Genomic DNA, 19,762 nt, shown 5'->3' with positions numbered 1-19,762 from the left:
GCAGTTTTCAGTTTTCAGGACTTAAAACCTTAAACTTCAAACTTTAAACACATAAGAATGAATATTAAAACTTGCTATAAAGAGTTTTTAAACAATAAAATTTTCGAGGTCATCTCTCAAGCTTCCCAAGAACTTAACGTTGATAGTTATGTGATTGGTGGTTTCGTAAGAGATTTACTTTTGAACAGAGACTTTAAAAAAGACATTGACATTGTTGCTGTTGGCAGCGGAATCGAACTGGCTTTAAAAGTTTCTCAACTACTCCCTAACAAACCAAAAGTTCAGGTTTTCAAAACCTACAGAACAGCGATGTTGCGTTTTGAAGACACCGAAATTGAATTTGTAGGCGCCAGAAAAGAGTCCTATAATCTCGATAGCCGAAACCCCGTTGTAGAAAACGGAACATTAGAAGACGACCAAAATCGCCGCGATTTCACTATTAACGCTTTGGCTTTATCCTTAAACGTAAAGAATTTCGGAGAATTATCCGATCCTTTTAATGGACTGGAAGATTTAAAACACAAAATAATCAGAACACCTTTAGATCCTGATATTACTTTTTCTGATGATCCGTTACGCATGTTGAGAGGGATTCGTTTTGCGAACCAATTGGGGTTTGAAATCGAAGGAAATTCGTTGAACTCAATAACCAAAAACACAGACCGAATCAAAATCATTTCCGGAGAACGAATCGTCGATGAATTAAATAAAATTCTCTCGACAGACAAACCTTCTGTAGGATTCTTGTTGTTGTTTAAAACCGGACTTTTAGATATTATTCTTCCTGAATTGACTGCTCTGAATCAAGTTGAAGAAATTGAAGGCCATACACATAAAAATAATTTCTATCACACGCTGGAAGTTGTAGATAATATTTGTCCGCATACGGATGATGTTTGGTTGCGCTGGTCAGCATTATTGCACGATATTGGAAAAGCACCAACGAAACGCTTTAATAAAAAACAAGGCTGGACTTTTCATGGACATGAATTTCTTGGTGGAAAAATGGCGAAAAAGATATTTGAGCGATTGCACATGCCATTGAATCACAAAATGAAATTTGTACAGAAAATGGTAATGATGAGTTCACGTCCGATTGTTTTATCTCAAGACACGGTTACAGATTCAGCGGTGCGCCGTTTAGTTTTTGATGCTGGTGAAGATGTTGAAAATTTAATGACGTTGTGCGAAGCAGATATCACTACCAAAAACCCAAATAAATTCAAAAAGTATCACAGCAACTTCGAAATCGTCCGTAAGAAAATTGTGGAAGTCGAAGAACGTGATCAAGTGCGAAATTTTCAACCGCCGATCTCGGGAGAAGAAATCATGGAAATATTCAACTTGAAACCATCCAAAGAAATTGGGATATTAAAAGAAGCGGTAAAAGAAGCCATTATAGAAGGTGAAATCCCAAATGAATATCAAGCGGCTTATGATTTTGTTCTAAAAAGAGGAGAGAAATTAGGGCTAAATAAAGTTTAACTAGTGTTTAGTTTAAATTTTTAAAGATTTTATTTAAATTTACTAAAAATTAGAAACATGAATATTTCCGATTTAAAACGAGATCTGATTAAAAAAATATCTGAAACTGAGGACAGTGTTTTGTTGCTACAAATCAATACTTTATTGAACGAAAAAAACGAAAATGAATCAGAAAAAAATATGTCTTCAGTTCATGAACCTGAATTAAAATATGAAAGTGTCAGAATTTTTTCAGCAGAAGAACAGCGAAAAATAAACATCGCCTTAAAACAAGTTGAAAATGGCGAATTTATTTCTAATGAAGAAGCCCAAATTGAAATAGAAAAATGGTTCGAAGAACAAGAAAAGTAGTTTGGACTACATTTGCAAGAGAATCAAGAACTGCAATTTTTTTATATTGGAAGAAGAGAAATAAATCTACGAATTACAGTAAAAAACTTCATGTCTTATTTCAAGATTCAATACAACAACTTACGGTTTTTCCTGAAAGCTCTATAAAATCTAACAACGAAAATGTACGACTCAAAATTGCAAGTCATTTCGAAATTATCTACACTATTTCAGATACTCAAATTTTTGTTTTAGACATTTGGGACACAAGACAAAATCCTCAAAATTTTCCAATTCAATAAATGAAAAATAAAAATAAATCCGTAATTATCTGGCTGCTTTCAGGATGCTTATTATTGTTTATGATGGTTGTAGTAGGGGGAATCACCCGATTGACCAATTCCGGTTTATCCATGACCGACTGGCATTTAGTAACCGATACTTTTCCGCCTTTGACAGAGGAAAAATGGTCACAAGCTTTTGCCGAATATAAAAAATTTCCAGAGTATCAAAAAATCAATGTTCACAATGATTTTACGCTCAGTGATTATAAATTTATCTACTTCTGGGAGTGGTTTCACCGCTTAATAGGACGAATTATTGGTTTGGCATTTATTATTCCTTTTGTCTATTTCTTGTTCAAAAAACGTCTTTCACCAGAAACAATCAAAAAATGCATTGTACTGCTATTTATGGGCGGTTTTCAGGGCTTCCTGGGTTGGTTCATGGTGCGTAGCGGATTAATCGACAATCCGGATGTTAGCCATTTTAGATTGGCATTACATCTCACATTTGCCTTTTTAACGTTTGCTTACACACTTTGGGTAGCTTTAGATTTAATTTACCCAAACAAAACTGCAGTTATCCAGCCATTGCGAAATCTTGCGCGTGTCACATTAGTTTTTCTGATTATCCAAATCATTTATGGCGGTTTTGTTGCCGGTTTGAACGCCGGATTAATTCACAATCATTGGCCTTTAATGAGCGACGGACAATTCATTCACGACAGTGTGTTCATTGAGAAAAGCAACTTGTTTTTAAATTTTATCGAAGGAAAAAGCGGCGTTCAATTCGTACACCGAACCATGGCGTATGTTGTGGTAGGATTAATTCTCGCACTTTATTTCATCAGTAAAAAACATGTTGTTTCCTCACTTCAGAAAAAAGGAATCAATATCTTAGTGTTGATTGTATTTTTGCAGTTCCTATTAGGCGTGTTTACTTTACTTTATGGTGTTCCACTTTGGCTGGGATTGTTACATCAAGTAATGGCCTTCTTTTTACTAGCGGCAATGACATTCACTTTACATCGATTATCAAAATAAAAGCATAACAACTGTTACACCTGACTATATTGTCGCATTTCATTGTTTATTAACGTAAATGTCTAAACTTGCCGCTCAAGATAAATTTCTGGATTTATCAGATTATGGAAGAACCTTCGGAAAGTTCCTAGCCAATCAATTAAAAAACACCCGCTTTACTCCCATACATGTTACGTTGCTTTTTGGTATTTGCGGTTTGATAGCCATTTATTTTATTCTGGACGGATCTTACTTTTTAGCCGGTTTTTTCATTTTGTTGAAATCAGGAATTGATGCTGCAGATGGCGAACTGGCAAGACTAAAAAAAACGCCCTCTTACACCGGAAGATATTTAGACAGTGTATTTGATATCATCCTAAATTTTCTCTTTTTGATGACAATTTGTTACGTTTCAAAAACGAATATCTGGATGACAATTTTGGCCTTTATCGGCATTCAATTACAAGGCACTTTATACAATTATTACTATGTCATTTTGAGAAACAAATCGGTTGGCGGAGATACAACCAGCAAAATTTTCGAAAATAAATCTCCTGAAGCTTTACCCGGAGAAACCCAAAAATCAGTTGATATTTTATTCCTAATTTATACTATTGTATATGGTGCTTTTGATAAAATAATTCACACACTTGATAAAGATGCTTACAAAGTAAAAACGTTTCCAAACTGGTTTATGACTCTGGTTTCTATCTACGGATTAGGCTTTCAATTATTGATTATAGCTGTAATGTTACCTATGAATTTAATAGAATATATCATTCCGTTTTTTATATTTTATACCACATTAATTTTTGTTATTATTGGTATTCGAAAAGTATTTTTTAAGGTTTAAGCTCATCATAGACATAATCTATATCACAAGCATAAAAACTACATTACCAGTATTTTAGATAATTAAACCTACACTAATAATTTAATACTTGTTTTAATCAAGTTCCATACATTGCAACAAAATAGTAAAATGTCATTTATCGGAATTATATAATAGTTCCATTTAATTGTATAACAATTTTATGGTTTAAAATTGCAAAATTTGTCAAGAACAAATAGTAATTTAAAACTTGTATATTATGCCCAATTCAAAAGAGATTGAAGGAAACTGGAATGAGTTAAAAGGAAAACTTAAACAAAAATTTGCCGATTTGACGGATGATGATTTATTATACGATGAGGGTAAAGAAGATGAAATGTGGGGTAAATTACAACAAAAATTAGGCAAGACACAAAAAGAAATTAAATCATTACTTGATTAATTTTTAAATCCTAAACTTACTTAAACTGTTTCGATTGCAAGGGTCAAAATTTTTCCTTTTCAGGATTTTTTTAACCGCATTTGAAACAGTTTTTTTTACGCTCTAAAACTACCCAATCCAGGTTTTAAAATCGGATACTTTTTCCCTGCTTACAATCACATCTTCTTCTGAAAAGGAAGGCAAAATAACTTTTAATCGGGAGTTACTGTAGACTACAATTTCTTTTATTGCTTTAAGAGGAACTATAAATTTTCGGTTAATCCGAAAGAAATTGGCGGGATCTAATTCCTTTTCTAAAAGTTCCAAAGTACATTCAATTAAATAATCCCTTTTATCAAAAGTGTGAATGTAAGTTCCTTTATTTTCACTAAAAAAACATTCGATTTCATCTATTGAAATCACTTTCAAATGTTGGCCTATTTTTACCGTAAACCGTTTTTTATAATTTTTCTCAAATGGATTGATTAACATCTTTTTGATTTGCTCAAAATCGATTCCAAGGCTCTGTGATTGTATTTCCTCTTTTGGCAAAAGCGATTTGAATTTCGCGACAGCAATTTTTAAATCGTCCTCATCAATGGGTTTCAAAAGATAATCGATACTGTTCAATTTGAAAGCGCGAAGGGCATATTCATCATAAGCCGTTGTGAAAATTACGGCACTCTTAATTTCAACTTTTTCAAATATTTCAAATGACAACCCATCCGACAATTGAATGTCAAGAAAGATCAAATCCGGGTGCCCATTTTTAGAAAACCATTCTATAGATTCTTCCACGGAATGAAGCATCACTCCTACTCCAATATTTAGCTTTCCTAGTTTTCTCTGAAGCAATCTCGCAGCTGGTTTTTCGTCTTCTATTATTATTGTAGTCATATTTGGATTTTGGGTTTTAAGCTTTGGGTTACAATACTACGGTCCAGACACCTATTTATTACTCCCATTTTTCGCTTTTTTCTTTATCCATCAACTCCCTGATTTTTCTATCTTCCCAGTTTCTTCCAAAAATCCAGTTTGGCAAGAAAACAGAAAATCCATGTGCCACTATTCCTACTCCCCACACAAATGCCGTAAAGAAATTTTCTATTTTGAAATAACTTTCTCCTGGATCCAAATCTCTAATATTGATGAATACAATCATTGTATTTACGGCTATATACACTATTAAATGCGTATAAAAACCTTTCAATCGCTTCACTTCCTGTTTGGCGGCTGCGTACTTATCTTCCGGTTGGAATTCTCCAAACTCAAAATTATAATTTCTTTTCATTTTGATATTATTAAGTGTCATTTGAATTAAAAAAAAAAGCAATTCTATTTTAGTGCAAAAATGGGATCTTACGTCCAAGTATCTTTTCTCCCATTTTCTTTATCCATCAACTCCTTAATTTTTTGGTCTTCCCAATCTTTACCAAAAAATGGCATATAATTAAAGACTTTCATACCATGAAAAATCACTCCAATTCCCCACCCTAACAGAGGCCAAAAAAACCATAAATGCTCGGGAGATGTCACTAAATTTATGATTAGGAGAGCAATATTAACGACCACATAGGCAGTCAAATTCCCATAGAAACCTTTAATTTCTTCCACTTGTTTTTTCGCTTCAAAATAGCGCTCTTCATTTTGATATGTATTTTTCATGATTCTTTATTTAAATTTTTCTATGTTTAAAACGCATCTGATTCTTATCTCCAAGTTTGCTTATGCTCTTCTTTGCGCAAAATTTCCTGAATTTTTCTTTCTTCCCAATTGGAACTGTAACCAAAAACCTTGAATGCATGCATCGTCAATCCAAATCCCCATCCGGCTGCAGAAAACCAAAACCATTGAAACTGTGGTGAAAACGTTAAATTTATGTAGATTAAAAATGGAATTACACAACAGTAAGAAATCAAGTTTCCGTAAAATCCTTTTAGCGCTTCCACTCGCTTTTTGGCTCTATAATAGGCGCTATTTTCATTGGTGGTTGTCGTTGTTTCCATAACCGAAATTTGTTTGGTTAAAATAGGTATTTTAACCGTAAATGTTTTTTCGTTTTGAGCAATCAAAACTTTTCTATTGGTAATAATTCCATAACGATTGATGATATTTTGCAAACCAACTCCTTGACGCTCCTGCAAAACTTCTTTCTTTTGATAATCATTTTGAATAGCAAGATAATCTCCTTCAATAGTAATGCGAATGTGTAAAGGCCTTTGTTCACTCACGACATTATGTTTTACGGTATTCTCCAATAAAAGCTGTAAAGAAAGTGGAACTACCTTGGCCTCAGGATTGATGTCTGCTGCAGGTAATTCGTAAAATAAACTGTTCTCAAAACGCATTTTGAGCAGGTTCATATAAGTTTTAGCGAAAGCCAATTCTTCTTCTACAGAAATTAATTCTTTATCTTTTTGTTCTAATACATACCTGTAAATTTTGGACAAGGAAGTCGTAAATCGTTGCGCATTGTCTGGATTTTCTTCGATTAAAGAACTTAATACATTCAAACTGTTGAAAAGAAAATGAGGATCAATTTGGTTCTTTAAACTTTCAAACTTCGCATTTGCTGTTCCTGCGATAATTTTCTGTTCTTTGACTTTGTTTTCATTATACGCTTTGTAAAATGTAATAGTGTAAATGGATAATGTGACAAAAAAAGTGATTATTATTGATCCTAAATAGCTAGAGGGCTTTTCGTTAGTCAAGAAGTAGTCAAAAGAGTTTTTATTGTACACCACTTCCTCAAAAACGTGCATTAAAAAAATGACCAACAATGAAACCAAAAACGAACCTATAAAACCAAATGCTATTCTTTTTACTGAAAAACGTTCTTCAAAATAAGAGTCTAATTTCCAAAAAAGAAACATGTTTGCAGCATATAAAGAGAAAGTATACATCATTGTGAAAAAAAAATTGATCAGCAGTCTCTTACCAAAATAGATTTCACTTCCCATTATCACATTGACTAATTGAATCACTGCAAAAATTAGTAGGGTCAGTTTTATTGCTCTTTGAAGTTCTTTATATATTCTACTCATTTTATTATGCTTTTAATTTAGAAGCTGCAATCACGAAAAGGCTTTGAAAGTTTTACTCTCTATCGTTTCATTTTCCTATTTACAATTTTTCTGTGCTGCTAATGCTCGGTCCAATCCCCATTTTGGAGAAAAAGGTGTTTCAGGTTTAAAAGTAGCAAAAAGTCCGATTGCTTTTTCAATTTGAAGGCATAAAGGTTTAGTATCAACCCCTGTCCAACTTGCACCACCTATTTCAAATTCAGCTTTACCAAAAACTACTCTTGGGTTTTCCGGAGCAATTGCCTGCGCTTTTCCGTACAATTCCATAACCGTTCTAGATAATTTTTGTCCGTTTGTCATTGGGTCAAAAACAATCCAAGCCGTGTAAATCATTGCTTGAATGACCAATAATTCGGCATTATTTGGATTTTTATCCAGTTCTATATCTAATGATTTTTGCGCTTTCAAAAGTAATAAATCCATTTGCTCTTTATCTTTTGTTCTAAAAGCAGTTGTCGTATTCACCAATGCAACATAATAATTTGGCAACCAACTTGTTTTTTCAGCACCAGAAATTCTTTCGAACAAATCAGAAGCTTCCGTGTTTTTTCCTTCGCCCCATAATTGGAACGCTTTTCCCATACCTTGTTCAAATTGCCCTTGAGCCGATAATAAACTACAGATAAAAAATGCGATTGTTGTGATAATTTTAGTCATGATTTCTTGTTTTTTTAAGGGTTGTTATTTTGATGATTGAAACATTGTGTTATTTATACTTCAAAAGTATCTCAGTTTTCATTAGATTAAAATTTATAAATACTGAACTGTCAATTTTGATGGATGAATTGTAATTTAGTCGAAAGTCATAAAGTTAAAAGTCATAAAGTGAAATAAATTTCCGTTTAATAGGACTTTATACTTTTGACATTACGACCATTTTTAAAGATTCCTCAACTGATTGTCTTTTTTATCGTTGCTTATCGTCCAAAAGAATCCGACAAAGAAAAAACGATCTGCCACAGGAATAATTTCTTTTCTTTTGTAAAAGCCGGAATTATCAGGATTGTTTGCATATTCGTATCCAAAAACATTTTGACTTCCTAGAACATTTGAAACCGAGAAGTATAAAATCTTTTGCTGTGATAGCAAATACGCCCAATTGAAGCTCAAACTGTTGTACGATTTGGTTTTTCCATTCATAAATTTCGCTTCATTTGGATTGTTGTATGGCCGTCCGGAACTGTATGAATTCGTGAAACCTATTTGCGATTTCCATTCATTTATCCAGTATTTCGTAACTACCGACAAACTGTGATCCGCCACAAAACTTGGTGTCACTTGAGAACTGAAATTTTTATAATCTCTTTCGGTATCGATGTAGGAATAGGAAACCCAATATTCTAAATTTTTGATTGATTTTCCATCTCTCCAAAACAAATCCAACCCTTTGGCATAACCAGAACCGGTATTATTGTAAACCGAATTATATGCGGCCATTTGGGTGTCGAATTTTACTAAATCGCGATAGTCTTTATAATAGGTTTCTGCACGAAATGTTTTCCCGTTTTTATTGTATTGAAAATTCAAAATGTAATGCGACGCTTTTTCGCTTTCAAACTGATTGTTGTTGGAATACTTGATATATTCCGCGTTTGGAGTTTGGGTGAAATCGCCATAAGCAAATGAAAACTGACTGTTCTTCGCCATTTTATAAGCAAATGAAATTCGGGGGGAAATAACATTTTCATTCAGCAAATCGTTATTTGAAGCTCTTAAGCCTACTTTTGCAGCCCATTTTTTAGAGAAGAAAATATCAGCTTCCGTGTAAACAGCCGCAATGTTTGCATCGTAACCATTGGTAAAAACCGACCCTGAATTTTGCTTGAAATTTTCATTGAACTGGGTAATAAAATAATCGGCTCCAAAGGAAATTTTTACTCTTTCAGAAAAACTTTTTTTCAATTTTAATTTTAAATGAGCCGCATTTTCATCATTTGCCACTTTATCTGAATCAATGTTTATTTTATTATTGCTGTAGCCATAACTCAACCCGGAAGTAATTTGCCAATTATTCCCAAAAACGCCTTTGTAAGATGAATTCAAATAGAAATTATTGTTGTTTAAATCAACTCTGATTTTTTCCGGCGAATTGATATTTTCCTGATTACTATCGAATTTTGAAGAGTCAAAAGCAGCGTATACTTTCAAAATCCCATTATTAAAATTATAACGGTACACCGTTTCTCCAGACAAAGATTGAAAAGGACTGTTCCAAGCCACATTTTGTGGAATCAAAGCCTGATACGGCGCTAAATTGATGTAATTCGCATTTGCGCTAAAAGAAGTTTTTTTCCATTTTTGGGTATTTCCAATTCCTAAACCCACAGTCATCAATGCTATTTCAGTTTTATTTTGGTCTGGGTCATCTTGTGTATTCAAAAGTAAAACACTGGATAATGCTTCGCCGAATTCCGCTGAATACCCGCCAGTAGAAAATGATATTCCGCTGAATAAAAAAGGAGAAAACCTTCCTCGTGTAGGCAGATTATTCGTGGTTGCGCCGTAGGGTTGCGCCACCCGAATCCCGTCAACAAAAGTTTGTGTTTCATTAGCCTCTCCGCCACGAACAAACAATCGCCCGTCCTCGCCTACCGTTTGTGTTCCCGGCAACGTTTGCAAAGCCGCAATAATATTTCCCGCTGAACCCGCTGTAGTTACGATGTCTAATGGTTTCAAGACCGAAACTCTAGCTTTATCGCCCGCTTCTAATGTTCCTGCCGTAATCACAACTGCATCTAGCGACGTCACGCTTTCTCTTAATTTGATGGTTTCATTTCTGAAATTAGCGACATCAATTATGATTTTTGAAGTTTCATAAATCAGGAAACTCACTACTAAAGTTTTATTTCCAGTTGTTGTAGTCGTAAAACTAAAATCACCCGTTTCACCGCTGGAAGCGCCGTCATAAGTTCCTTCGATAAAAATATTAGCTCCAGAAACCGGTTTTCCTTTCTCATCCACCACTTTTCCCGAAATCATATTTTGTGAAAAAATAGTCAAGCTGAATAATAAAAAGGCAAATAAAAAAATTGAATTAAGACTTTTCTTGGAATGATTTGGCTGTTTCGTAAATGTTAGTTTCATCGTATTTGAATTTTTGATGAAGTAAATATATTTTAGAAAATAAGGTTGCAGAACAATACTATACTGAACTGTTGAAATACGAGGATGAGTTGTAATAATTTTAATTTTAGATTATATTTACAACGCACTATTGCGCTTCAGTAGCAGGATTAGCATGAGGGATAGTAGTGAAAATCCTTTCTTGGCTCGCTGTTCAAGCGAGCCAAGAAAGATTGTAACGAATAGCCCGACCGGAGCTTTTGCGCAGGGCATGCCCAAAAATAAAAAAACTAAGTATGGAAATAAAAACCGAAAAAGAAAAAATGATTGCCGGAGAATATTACTTGGCAGGTGATCCTGTTTTAGTAAAAGACCGACGAAAATCTAAAAATTTACTCCACCGATTAAATGTTATTGAGTACAGAGTGACCAAAAAAGCGCGGGAAATACTAAAAGAGTTGATTCCTACTGCAGGAGGAAATCTTTATATTGAACCTCCATTTTTTTGCGATTACGGCTACAATATCAGTTGTGGTGAAAATGTATATTTCAATGTAAACTGTGTTGTCTTAGATTGTGCCAAAGTCACTATTGGTTCGAATGTCTTTTTTGCACCGGGAGTTCAATTGTACACCGCCACACATCCGCTGGATGCCGAACTGAGAAAAACGTTGGAAAATGCATTACCAATAACCATTGGCGATGACTGCTGGATTGGCGGAAATTCAGTTATTTGTCCCGGTATTACCATTGGCAATGGATGTGTAATTGGCGCGGGCTCTGTGGTTACAAAAGATATTCCAGACAATTCTTTGGCAGTGGGAAATCCGGCAAAAGTGATTCGGAAATTGAATGAGTAATGAATTTCAAAAGCAAAATAGGAATTATTCAAAACTAAATTTTATTATATTTGTTATCACAAATTAACCTTAAATAACTCATAATGAAACCTCTAAAAGTATTTCTAGTCTTGGCAATTCTTATTGTCGCAAGCTCTGTTTCGGCACAATCCACTTTTGACAAATGGCCCGCCATAAAAGAATTTCACGAAGTTATGTCGCAAACATTCCATCCGGCAGAAGAAGGGAATTTAGCGCCAATAAAAGCACGTTCGGAAGAAATGATGAACAAAGCAACGATGTTATTAAAATCTGATATCCCAACAGAATTTAGAACGGACGCTATATTAGTTTTAGCGGAACGATTACAACTTAAAAGCAAAGCGCTTCACAAATTAGTAAAGTCTAGTGGAACTGATGCCGCAATTGTAAAATCAATTACGGACTTACACGACACTTTCCATCAAATTATAGGACTTTGTTCCGATGCAAAAAAATAAAAACCTAAAGCCTAATCAACCGACTAGGCTTTTTACATTTTACACCTAATCCATTCAAAAAATATGTCGTAATTAGTATCTAAACTTCAGAACGTTCCCATTGCAATCGTTAGGAAATTCTTGGAAAAAGATAAACCTTTTCAAGTTGAAAATAATATGTTTTCGGAAGATAATTAGCAAAATGCAGATGATGACAATGAAGAGTTATTTCTTTTACGTATCAAAGATATTGATGAAACCAAAGCGCTGATTCATAAACTGAATTCTGACTCTTTGACCCGAGATCCCAACGCAAATATTCCTGTAATAACTTTTTTAAAACAACATGCTTCAACTTAATAAAATTCATCATATTGCCGTTATTTGTTCGGATTATCAGAAATCTAAAACGTTCTACACAAGAATTTTAGGGCTTACAATTATTCAGGAAATTTACCGTGAGGAAAGACAATCGTATAAACTTGATTTGGCACTTGACGGTGAATATGTAATAGAATTATTCTCATTTCCAAATCCACCAAAACGTCCTTCTTTTCCTGAAGCGGCTGGAATGCGCCATTTAGCTTTTGAAGTGAACGATATTCAATTAACTCGCGATTTTTTAGTCCATAAAAATATCAGTTCAGAGGAAATTCGTGTTGATGAGCACACTAAAAAACGTTTTTTCTTCATTGCAGATCCCGATGAATTACCGATAGAATTTTATGAAAAATAAATCATTTTTATTCACAAAAAAGTAAAAATAGTATCAATATCATAAAAGGAAATTGTCAAACTCTTTTTTCATTTCAAATCTGATTTTGTTTCTTTAATTTTGTAATAATCAGATACATTACTTTAAATGATTGCTCTTTTATTTAGAGTATATAAAGATCGCAAACAATTTTAAATGAACAATACCGCAAAAATTAAAAAGAATTATCATTTCATTAAATTTCAAAAACTAGTTATTGTATCCATTCTAATTGGTTTTCTTTCTGCTTTTTTAGGTGTTATTTTAAAAAACACAACAGAGTATTACGAAGAAATCTTTTTTCATCAAACGATTGTAAATCCAATATTTTTTGTTGTTTTTCCAGTTTTTGGCTTGTCAGTTATTTATTTTTTACGGGAATATTTATTCAAGAAAAAGGAAAATAAGGGAATAAAAGAAGTTTTTGAAAGTACTAATTCCATTTCGAAGAATTTACCCAGCTACAAAATTCCATCTCATTTCATTAACGGGTTGTTAACCGTAGTTTTTGGTGGCTCTACAGGAATAGAAGTTTCGACAGTTGTCGCTTCGGCTACTATTGGTTCCGTTGCACAACGCAAGCAAAACGTTTTTAGACAATATAAAACCGAATTAATTTGTGCGGGAGTTGCGGCGGGAATTACCGCATTATTCAGCAGCCCAATTGCCGGAATTTTATTTTCGCTGGAAGTAATCTCGAGAAAAGTAACTCGGGCATTTATATTGACTAACCTAATAGCTGTTTCAATCGCTTTTGGACTCATTTATTTGTTGGACGAAAAACCTTTGTTTGCAGTACACAATATCACTTGGCACGTAAGAGCAATTCCCTACTTCATCATTTTGGGAATTATAGCAGGAATAAATTCGGTTTATTTAACGCGCTGCGTGTTATTTTTTAAAGAACAATTTTCTAAAATAAAAGTACCTTATTTCAAAATCATCCTTGGATCTGTGATTTTAAGTATTTCCCTTTTTGTATTTCCACAGCTTTACGGCGAAGGATATCATGCCATCAAAACTATTTTTATAAATCCAAATGATATGGTGCTGTCGCTATCATTGGTGTTAACTTTTATCGGGATTATAATTTTGAAACCTATTGTTACTTCAGTTACTTTAGCGGCAGGAGGAGATGGCGGTGTTTTTGCCCCAAGCCTGTTTATTGGTGCGTTTTTAGGACTATTAGTTGCCTTAATTCTGAACAAGTATTTCAATGCAAATGTGATTCCGATAAACTTCATTATTATTGGTATGGCAGCGGTTTTGAGCGCCAGTATTCATGCGCCTTTTACCGCTATATTTCTAGTTTGTGGCTTAACCAATGATTATACACTGATTCTTCCTAGTTTACTGGTTTGTTTAATTTCAAAATATACAGCTAAAATCATCTATCCGTTCACAGTTTATTCGTATTCCCCAAGTTTAGCAAAATAATTTTCGATGAAAGTTCAAAAAATAAAAAGGAATTACCGTAAAACCAAATACATTCTGTACAAAGAAACTTTGGTTGATTTCAAAGAACATTTCTGGGCTTTTCTCGGTTCTTTTATAGGTATTGGAATAATAGCGTACTTGCAATCTCAAACGCTGTCACAATCTGATATGGTTTATTTGATCGGTTCTTTTGGCGCATCCAGTGTTTTAGTTTATGGTGTCATTCAAAGTCCGCTAGCACAACCCAGAAACCTTATTGGAGGACATTTGATTTCGGCAATTATTGGTGTTACAGTCTATAAATTCGTTCCGGATGTAGTTTGGTTAACCGCTCCGCTTGCTGTTTCTCTGTCTATTGTTTTTATGCAAATGACTAAAACATTGCACCCACCAGGAGGCGCAACCGCTCTGATAGCAGTCACTGGCTCAAACGAAATTAAAAATCTAGGTTACTGGTATGTGTTTTCTCCTGTTTTAAGCGGTGTACTTATTTTGCTTGCCGTAGCTTTAGTTTTTAATAACCTAGCTCATAGCAGGCAATATCCAAACCATAAAAAATACCATCAGGTCCGAAAAAGAATCGCTACTGTTTTTCAAAATAAGCCAAACCTTTAAAAAACTGAAGCTTCATCCTTACGAATAGTAGTTCGAATAAGAAAAACAATTCCTTTTCTGACTTCTAAACCTTTATTTTTGCATATTTTTTGGTCATGCAAACGCAAATATCTTATCAACAGATCGAGCTGAACCAATGCCAACAAATAACATTCATTTGCAAGTTAAAAACAGTCAGACATTTGGTTTTGATGTTTTTTAATATATCTATAATGAAGCTTATTTTAGTACTATTTTAGAATATAAACGCCGTTTAGCGAACAAACCGCATGAAGTTTATGATTACCGACCAATTGTGTTGTGGGGCACAAATCCTTATAATCGAATGGTTTGAAACTCACCTCTGTCAATTTTTATTCATTTAAGAACTAAAATTTACAGATTTTAAAAAGCATAATCTGTACAATAAAATAATCTTCAAAATAAAGAAATGAGATGCTAGTTTTATTCAAATTTTCTAACATAATAAAATATATTTTTTTCTTTTGTTAAATTGATTCCGATAAATTGGAACCGGATTTTGACAGTATAAAGTTATTACGAGAAGAAATCTCACTATCAATTTATAGAAATTCAGCAGTCAAATAAAATGTAATAACCTGTAAATTTTATATTTAAAGTAGTGGACTGATGTAATGAATTACAGAAAAATTAATTTCACATTCTTACTTAACAACTCACAAAAAACCATCGTAAGGAAAGTAGATATGAAATATAAAAAAAATCGGAAGTGGATGAATCCAGTTCCGATTTTATTATTGCTGTGATAGTCTTTTTTAGATTTTTTTCAGCCGTTTTATTCTAAAATAAAACTTACTAAAACATTAGCCGTGATATTAATTTCTCCTAAAGCAAGAGTTTCTCTTGGTTCACTTGCATCGCTTCTCTCCATTGTTTTCATTGCGGCATACATTGGCTGCGGATAATAGGTTTGCGAATTATCAGATATGGTCATTGCACGTCCTACTTTTTGTCCCAAAACAGATACATAATCTTCAGCTTTCATTTTGGCCTCTTTCATCGCTAATTTTCTAGCTTCAGATTGATATTGCGCTAATTTTGAAGATTGGAATGTTACTGCATCAATTCTATTAATTCCTTCGTTTACTAATCCTTCCATTAATTCATCATATTTTGACAAATCTCTCAATAAAATTTCAATTGTTTGAGTAGCATTGTAACTGTGTTTCTTTTTTTCATAATCGTATTGCGGATTCAACGAAACACGTTGCGTTTTATAATCTGCCGGTGCCAAATTCATTTTTTTAATAAACTTTAAAACAGCATCTATTTTTACATCATTTTCTTTTTTTACATCTTTGGCATTATTCCCTTTTGTTTCAACCGTAACAGCTATTGTAGCTTGATCCGGAATAACTTTTACTTTTCCTTCTCCATTTACATTTATTTGAGGAATTTGCTTTACTTCTTGTCCGTAAGACATCGAAATAAATAGAACAGACAGAATAAATAGTGCTTTTTTCATTTTTGTATAATTTAATTATTTGTACTAATTCCTTTTCAAAAGTTGTGCCATTATAGTTTTCCCATTTTTTCCATCACGAACAGAATAACAATTGGAACTGCTAATAATATAACCATCAAAGTGTGGTCTACAAACAAAGTAGGTTCTTTCAATAATGTAATTAAATAACCACCTACAGCACCGCCAAAATGAGCCGTGTGACCAATATTATCATTCTTCGCCTTCATTCCGTAAATAGAATACAATAAGTAAAGGATTCCAAAAATATAAGCAGGCATTGGAATAATAAAAAAGATTCCCAACATCATGTCCGGCTGTAACAATATTGCCGAATATAAAACTCCAGTTACCGCTCCAGAGGCTCCTACAGCTCTGTATCCATAATCATTTTTGTGAAAAACCATCGTCAGCAAACTCCCGAAAATTAAACTCCCAAAATAAACTAAAATAAACGAGAAATCACCCAAATAACTGATGACAACCGGAGCAAAAAACCAAAGTGTTAACATATTAAAAATCAAATGGGTCATGTCAGCATGCAGGAAACCAGAGGACAACAACCTGATTTGTTCACCTGATCGAATACTGCCAACATGGAATTCATATTTTCTGAAAAAAGAAAGGTCATTAAACCCTTTGTAACTAACTAACACATTTACTACAATTATTGCTATTAAAACGGTATTCATAAAGTATATTTATTGTGAAATGTAAAGATAGTCATTCTCAAATACGCAGACCGTAGGCACTCAAAATTTATCTCGACAATCATTTTTACATTATATTTGCAAAAAAAATTCTGCATGCAATTACTTATTTTTATCTTAACCTTTCCTTTTTTATGGATTATTTCCATTCTTCCGTTTAGGTTTTTTTATTTGTTTTCTGACCTCATCTATCTAATTGTTTACCATATTATTGGATATCGCAAAAAAACGGTTAAATATAATTTGGCACTGGCGTTACCTCATCTTAGTTCCGAAGAGCGTCTTGTAATCGAAAAAAAATCATATCATCATTTGTGTGATATGTTTTTAGAAATGATAAAAACGATGACTATTTCATCTGCTGAAATGAACAGAAGATTCGTGGTAACCAATATTGAATTGGTAAAAGAATATGAAAAAAAAGGAAAAAGTACTGTTTTATTAGCATCTCATTACGCGAGCTGGGAGTGGTTATTGTCCATTAATGAGAAAACTAAATTTAAAGGAATAGGCGTTTATAAAAAAATTGCCAATAAATATTTTGATAAATTACTACGAGACATTCGATCCAAATATAATGCTGAATTAGTAGAAACTAAAAAGGCGATTCCGTTAATGGCAGAAAATCAAAAAAATGGAATTCTTAGCATGTATGGATTAGCCAGTGATCAGTCTCCAAAATTAAACAGAGCTTTTCATTGGGATACATTTATGGGTGTCGAAGTTCCCGTTCATACCGGCGCCGAAATGCTAGCCAAAAAATACGATTTGAATGTTCTATTTGTAAAAGTAAAAAAAGTAAAAAGAGGTTTTTACGAAGCTACTTTTGTTCCTATTACTGATAACCCTAAATCTATTCCTGATTTTGAAATCACCAGTATCTTTTTACGAGAAGTAGAAAAACAAATTCTCGAAGCACCTGAATATTATTTCTGGACGCATAAAAGATGGAAACACAGAAAATAGTGTTCAGTTAGCAGTATCTAACAACAATTTTCAAAAAAATCACATAGTATAAACAATTACGTTTATGCAATGTGATTTTTTTGTTTCTTTTATACCTCCGCTTTCAAGCTCTATCAACAATATTTTCAATTCTCATTTACTCTTTCAACTGAATCAACAATGCGGTTTTTTTCATCTGAAGAAACCCTATAATACCGCTGTTTTCCGTTGCAACTTCATAACACGGACTTCGAATTTCGGTTTCCAATAAAAAAACCAACAAAAAAATTAATCTTTATTGGTTTTAATAATTGAAAAGATATAGGATTGCTTTATTTATTTTTTCCAAACTCTACCTGTGAAGGCTGCATCAACTTCAGCATTAGTAATGTGATTGGAGTAATTACTCATTAATTTTACTGCAATTCCTGCAATAATACCCAACACATGCACTTCTTCATATCCAGCTGCTAAAAAAGAATCTACGTCTGATTGGGAAGCATTACCACGCGTTGAAGTAAGAATTCTTGTTAATGTAGTCAGTGCTGCTAATTTTGCATCCGGAACTTGTTTTCCATCACGGATGGCGTTTGTTACTTCTAATGGAACTTTTGACATTTGATCCGCAATAAAACTGTGAGCTGCAACGCAATATTCACAATTATTCTCGAAGGCAGCTGATAAAAAAATAACTTCTTGTTCTACAGAATTAAAACCTGAATTAGCTCTGAAACTATTGTAAGAATAAATATAAGAATCCAACAAAGCAGGATTTTGTCCCATTTTTGTATACATATTGGGGATAAAACCTAAACCTTTTTGTGTTTCATCAAAAATTTTCTGTGAAATTGGAGAAATTGGATTATTTTCTAATTTTAAATGTGCCATTTTTTTCTTTTTTAAGTTAAATAACGGCTGTGCTATCTAACAAAACAAAGATAGGCTGAATCGGTCGAAAAAACTTTTGTAATTAGTTCAACAATTTGCCTATTTGGTTCAATCGATATGCTGAAGGAGTACAATTAAATTTATCGTGAAAGAGAGTGGAAAAATTCGCCAAATCTTTAAAACCGCAATCAAAAGCAATATCCGTGATTCTCTCTTCAGAAATCAATAATAGGTCTGCTGCTTTTTCTAACTTTTTATTCCGAATATAATTCGCGGGACTGTCATTGTAATTTTTTTTGAATTCTCTTTTAAAAGAAGAAAGACTAAGATTTGTCATTTGTGCAAAGTCATCCATAGTAAAGTGTGAAAATAAATTATTCTCAATAACTTGTTTAAAAGAATAACTTGTTGGAGAAAAAAGTTGAGATAAAATTTGCTGAATTACAGGAGCATTTTTTGTCTGACACAATAACAAAACAATCTCTTTTAACTTTATCACCAAAATATCCTCATTTACAAGCGTTGGATTATCAAAGTAAAACAACATGCCTTCAATGTATTTTTGTATTAGAAAATCATTGTTGATTTTTCCTAAACTTACACTTAGATCTCTTTTCGCAGGCTCTTGAAAAATCTTGGGTAAATCCGTATCATAAATTTTTTTTAAGATTTCAGGATGAAAATGAACAATTACAATCTGATTATTTTTTGACGTTGTACTATTTCTGATTTGGCTAAAATAACTACCGCACTTTAACATTACAGCATCACTAACTGGAATAGTAATGCTTTTATCTTCAATTTCATACTTAATTTGACCCTCTACCATGTAAATAAAACAAGCTTCCTCTGGCATTGGATTTGGTATTTTAAAAGGGGCTTCAATAATCACTTTCTCAAAAATGATTTTTCCAAATAATTCATATTGTTTTCTAAAGCGTATCATTAATATGTATTGGTTTCCGTTTAATAACGACAAAAAATTACAATTGCAAAATTAGCATTTTTTATTTACGTTAAAAACTGTAGGCTTTTATAAACTTAGAATAGAATTTTATTTTGGACAATTAAATTCGTAATAGGTTGACCTAATG

22 protein-coding genes are annotated in these 19,762 nt (G+C 33.0%); 12 read left to right on the top strand and 10 right to left on the bottom strand.

Features of this window, described 5'->3' with window-relative positions; translation table 11 throughout:
- The first annotated feature begins 57 nt into the window (after window positions 1-57).
- The 6 genes from ACP7AQ_RS05245 (at window position 58) to ACP7AQ_RS05220 (ending at window position 4,393) form a co-directional block, all read left to right on the top strand.
- The gene (locus ACP7AQ_RS05245) at window positions 58-1,485 is read left to right on the top strand and encodes a CCA tRNA nucleotidyltransferase (RefSeq protein WP_426094663.1); all 1,428 of its coding nucleotides are present in this window, start codon (window positions 58-60) and stop codon (window positions 1,483-1,485) included.
- Between the two features lie 57 nt (window positions 1,486-1,542).
- Complete coding sequence (locus ACP7AQ_RS05240; RefSeq protein WP_426094662.1) at window positions 1,543-1,836, top strand: hypothetical protein; 294 nt, start codon at window positions 1,543-1,545, stop codon at window positions 1,834-1,836.
- The gene (locus ACP7AQ_RS05235) at window positions 1,812-2,117 is read left to right on the top strand and encodes a type II toxin-antitoxin system RelE/ParE family toxin (protein ID WP_426094661.1); all 306 of its coding nucleotides are present in this window, start codon (window positions 1,812-1,814) and stop codon (window positions 2,115-2,117) included. Before ACP7AQ_RS05240 ends, ACP7AQ_RS05235 begins: the two co-directional genes overlap by 25 nt.
- On the top strand, window positions 2,118-3,140 hold the full coding sequence (locus ACP7AQ_RS05230) for a COX15/CtaA family protein (protein ID WP_426094660.1): 1,023 nt from the start codon (window positions 2,118-2,120) through the stop codon (window positions 3,138-3,140).
- A 58-nt stretch (window positions 3,141-3,198) separates the two neighbouring features.
- Window positions 3,199-3,972, top strand: a complete 774-nt coding sequence (locus tag ACP7AQ_RS05225; protein WP_426094659.1) for a CDP-alcohol phosphatidyltransferase family protein — start codon at window positions 3,199-3,201, stop codon at window positions 3,970-3,972.
- Window positions 3,973-4,210: 238 nt separating this feature from the next.
- Window positions 4,211-4,393 carry a CsbD family protein gene (locus ACP7AQ_RS05220; RefSeq protein ID WP_091208473.1) on the top strand — a complete coding sequence of 61 codons (183 nt, stop codon included), beginning with the start codon at window positions 4,211-4,213 and terminating at the stop codon, window positions 4,391-4,393.
- A gap of 108 nt (window positions 4,394-4,501) precedes the next feature.
- Here ACP7AQ_RS05220 and ACP7AQ_RS05215 read toward each other — a convergent pair whose 3' ends face one another.
- The 6 genes from ACP7AQ_RS05215 to ACP7AQ_RS05190 form a co-directional block, all read right to left on the bottom strand.
- A complete protein-coding gene (locus tag ACP7AQ_RS05215; RefSeq protein WP_426094658.1) occupies window positions 4,502-5,269 on the bottom strand; it encodes a LytR/AlgR family response regulator transcription factor in 768 nt (255 codons plus the stop codon).
- 58 nt (window positions 5,270-5,327) lie between these two features.
- Window positions 5,328-5,663 (bottom strand): 2TM domain-containing protein, encoded by a 336-nt coding sequence (locus tag ACP7AQ_RS05210; protein ID WP_426094657.1) that lies wholly within the window; start codon window positions 5,661-5,663, stop codon window positions 5,328-5,330.
- A 68-nt stretch (window positions 5,664-5,731) separates the two neighbouring features.
- Window positions 5,732-6,037, bottom strand: a complete 306-nt coding sequence (locus ACP7AQ_RS05205; protein ID WP_426091353.1) for a 2TM domain-containing protein — start codon at window positions 6,035-6,037, stop codon at window positions 5,732-5,734.
- A gap of 44 nt (window positions 6,038-6,081) precedes the next feature.
- Window positions 6,082-7,416, bottom strand: a complete 1,335-nt coding sequence (locus ACP7AQ_RS05200; protein WP_426091352.1) for a 2TM domain-containing protein — start codon at window positions 7,414-7,416, stop codon at window positions 6,082-6,084.
- A 75-nt stretch (window positions 7,417-7,491) separates the two neighbouring features.
- On the bottom strand, window positions 7,492-8,112 hold the full coding sequence (locus ACP7AQ_RS05195; protein ID WP_426094656.1) for a hypothetical protein: 621 nt from the start codon (window positions 8,110-8,112) through the stop codon (window positions 7,492-7,494).
- A gap of 222 nt (window positions 8,113-8,334) precedes the next feature.
- Window positions 8,335-10,434, bottom strand: coding sequence for a TonB-dependent receptor (locus ACP7AQ_RS05190; RefSeq protein ID WP_426094852.1), 2,100 nt, complete (start codon window positions 10,432-10,434; stop codon window positions 8,335-8,337).
- Window positions 10,435-10,820: 386 nt separating this feature from the next.
- Between ACP7AQ_RS05190 and ACP7AQ_RS05185 the strand changes: the two genes are divergently transcribed.
- The 5 genes from ACP7AQ_RS05185 (at window position 10,821) to ACP7AQ_RS05165 (ending at window position 14,642) form a co-directional block, all read left to right on the top strand.
- Window positions 10,821-11,378, top strand: coding sequence for a sugar O-acetyltransferase (locus ACP7AQ_RS05185; protein WP_426094851.1), 558 nt, complete (start codon window positions 10,821-10,823; stop codon window positions 11,376-11,378).
- An 83-nt stretch (window positions 11,379-11,461) separates the two neighbouring features.
- Window positions 11,462-11,857, top strand: a complete 396-nt coding sequence (locus tag ACP7AQ_RS05180) for a hypothetical protein (RefSeq protein ID WP_426094655.1) — start codon at window positions 11,462-11,464, stop codon at window positions 11,855-11,857.
- Between the two features lie 325 nt (window positions 11,858-12,182).
- On the top strand, window positions 12,183-12,572 hold the full coding sequence (locus tag ACP7AQ_RS05175; protein WP_426063864.1) for a VOC family protein: 390 nt from the start codon (window positions 12,183-12,185) through the stop codon (window positions 12,570-12,572).
- Between the two features lie 174 nt (window positions 12,573-12,746).
- Window positions 12,747-14,027 carry a chloride channel protein gene (locus ACP7AQ_RS05170; protein WP_426094654.1) on the top strand — a complete coding sequence of 427 codons (1,281 nt, stop codon included), beginning with the start codon at window positions 12,747-12,749 and terminating at the stop codon, window positions 14,025-14,027.
- A gap of 6 nt (window positions 14,028-14,033) precedes the next feature.
- Window positions 14,034-14,642, top strand: a complete 609-nt coding sequence (locus tag ACP7AQ_RS05165) for an HPP family protein (protein WP_426094653.1) — start codon at window positions 14,034-14,036, stop codon at window positions 14,640-14,642.
- A gap of 796 nt (window positions 14,643-15,438) precedes the next feature.
- Here the strand turns inward: ACP7AQ_RS05165 and ACP7AQ_RS05160 are convergent.
- The gene (locus ACP7AQ_RS05160) at window positions 15,439-16,128 is read right to left on the bottom strand and encodes an SIMPL domain-containing protein (RefSeq protein WP_426094652.1); all 690 of its coding nucleotides are present in this window, start codon (window positions 16,126-16,128) and stop codon (window positions 15,439-15,441) included.
- 50 nt (window positions 16,129-16,178) lie between these two features.
- Window positions 16,179-16,817 (bottom strand): rhomboid family intramembrane serine protease, encoded by a 639-nt coding sequence (locus tag ACP7AQ_RS05155; protein WP_426094651.1) that lies wholly within the window; start codon window positions 16,815-16,817, stop codon window positions 16,179-16,181.
- A 114-nt stretch (window positions 16,818-16,931) separates the two neighbouring features.
- On the opposite strand from ACP7AQ_RS05155, the gene ACP7AQ_RS05150 reads away from it, so the two are divergent.
- On the top strand, window positions 16,932-17,801 hold the full coding sequence (locus ACP7AQ_RS05150; RefSeq protein ID WP_426094650.1) for a lysophospholipid acyltransferase family protein: 870 nt from the start codon (window positions 16,932-16,934) through the stop codon (window positions 17,799-17,801).
- Window positions 17,802-18,116: 315 nt separating this feature from the next.
- Here the strand turns inward: ACP7AQ_RS05150 and ACP7AQ_RS05145 are convergent, their stop codons facing one another.
- Window positions 18,117-18,668 carry a carboxymuconolactone decarboxylase family protein gene (locus ACP7AQ_RS05145; protein ID WP_426094649.1) on the bottom strand — a complete coding sequence of 184 codons (552 nt, stop codon included), beginning with the start codon at window positions 18,666-18,668 and terminating at the stop codon, window positions 18,117-18,119.
- Between the two features lie 82 nt (window positions 18,669-18,750).
- Window positions 18,751-19,614 (bottom strand): helix-turn-helix domain-containing protein, encoded by an 864-nt coding sequence (locus ACP7AQ_RS05140; protein WP_426094648.1) that lies wholly within the window; start codon window positions 19,612-19,614, stop codon window positions 18,751-18,753.
- Window positions 19,615-19,762 lie beyond the last annotated feature (148 nt).

This window comes from Flavobacterium sp. DSR2-3-3, assembly GCF_049896585.1.
Taxonomy (GTDB): Bacteria; Bacteroidota; Bacteroidia; order Flavobacteriales; family Flavobacteriaceae; genus Flavobacterium.
The sequence above is the reverse complement of the archived record's forward strand: the minus strand, read 5'-3'. Positions and strand labels throughout refer to the sequence as shown.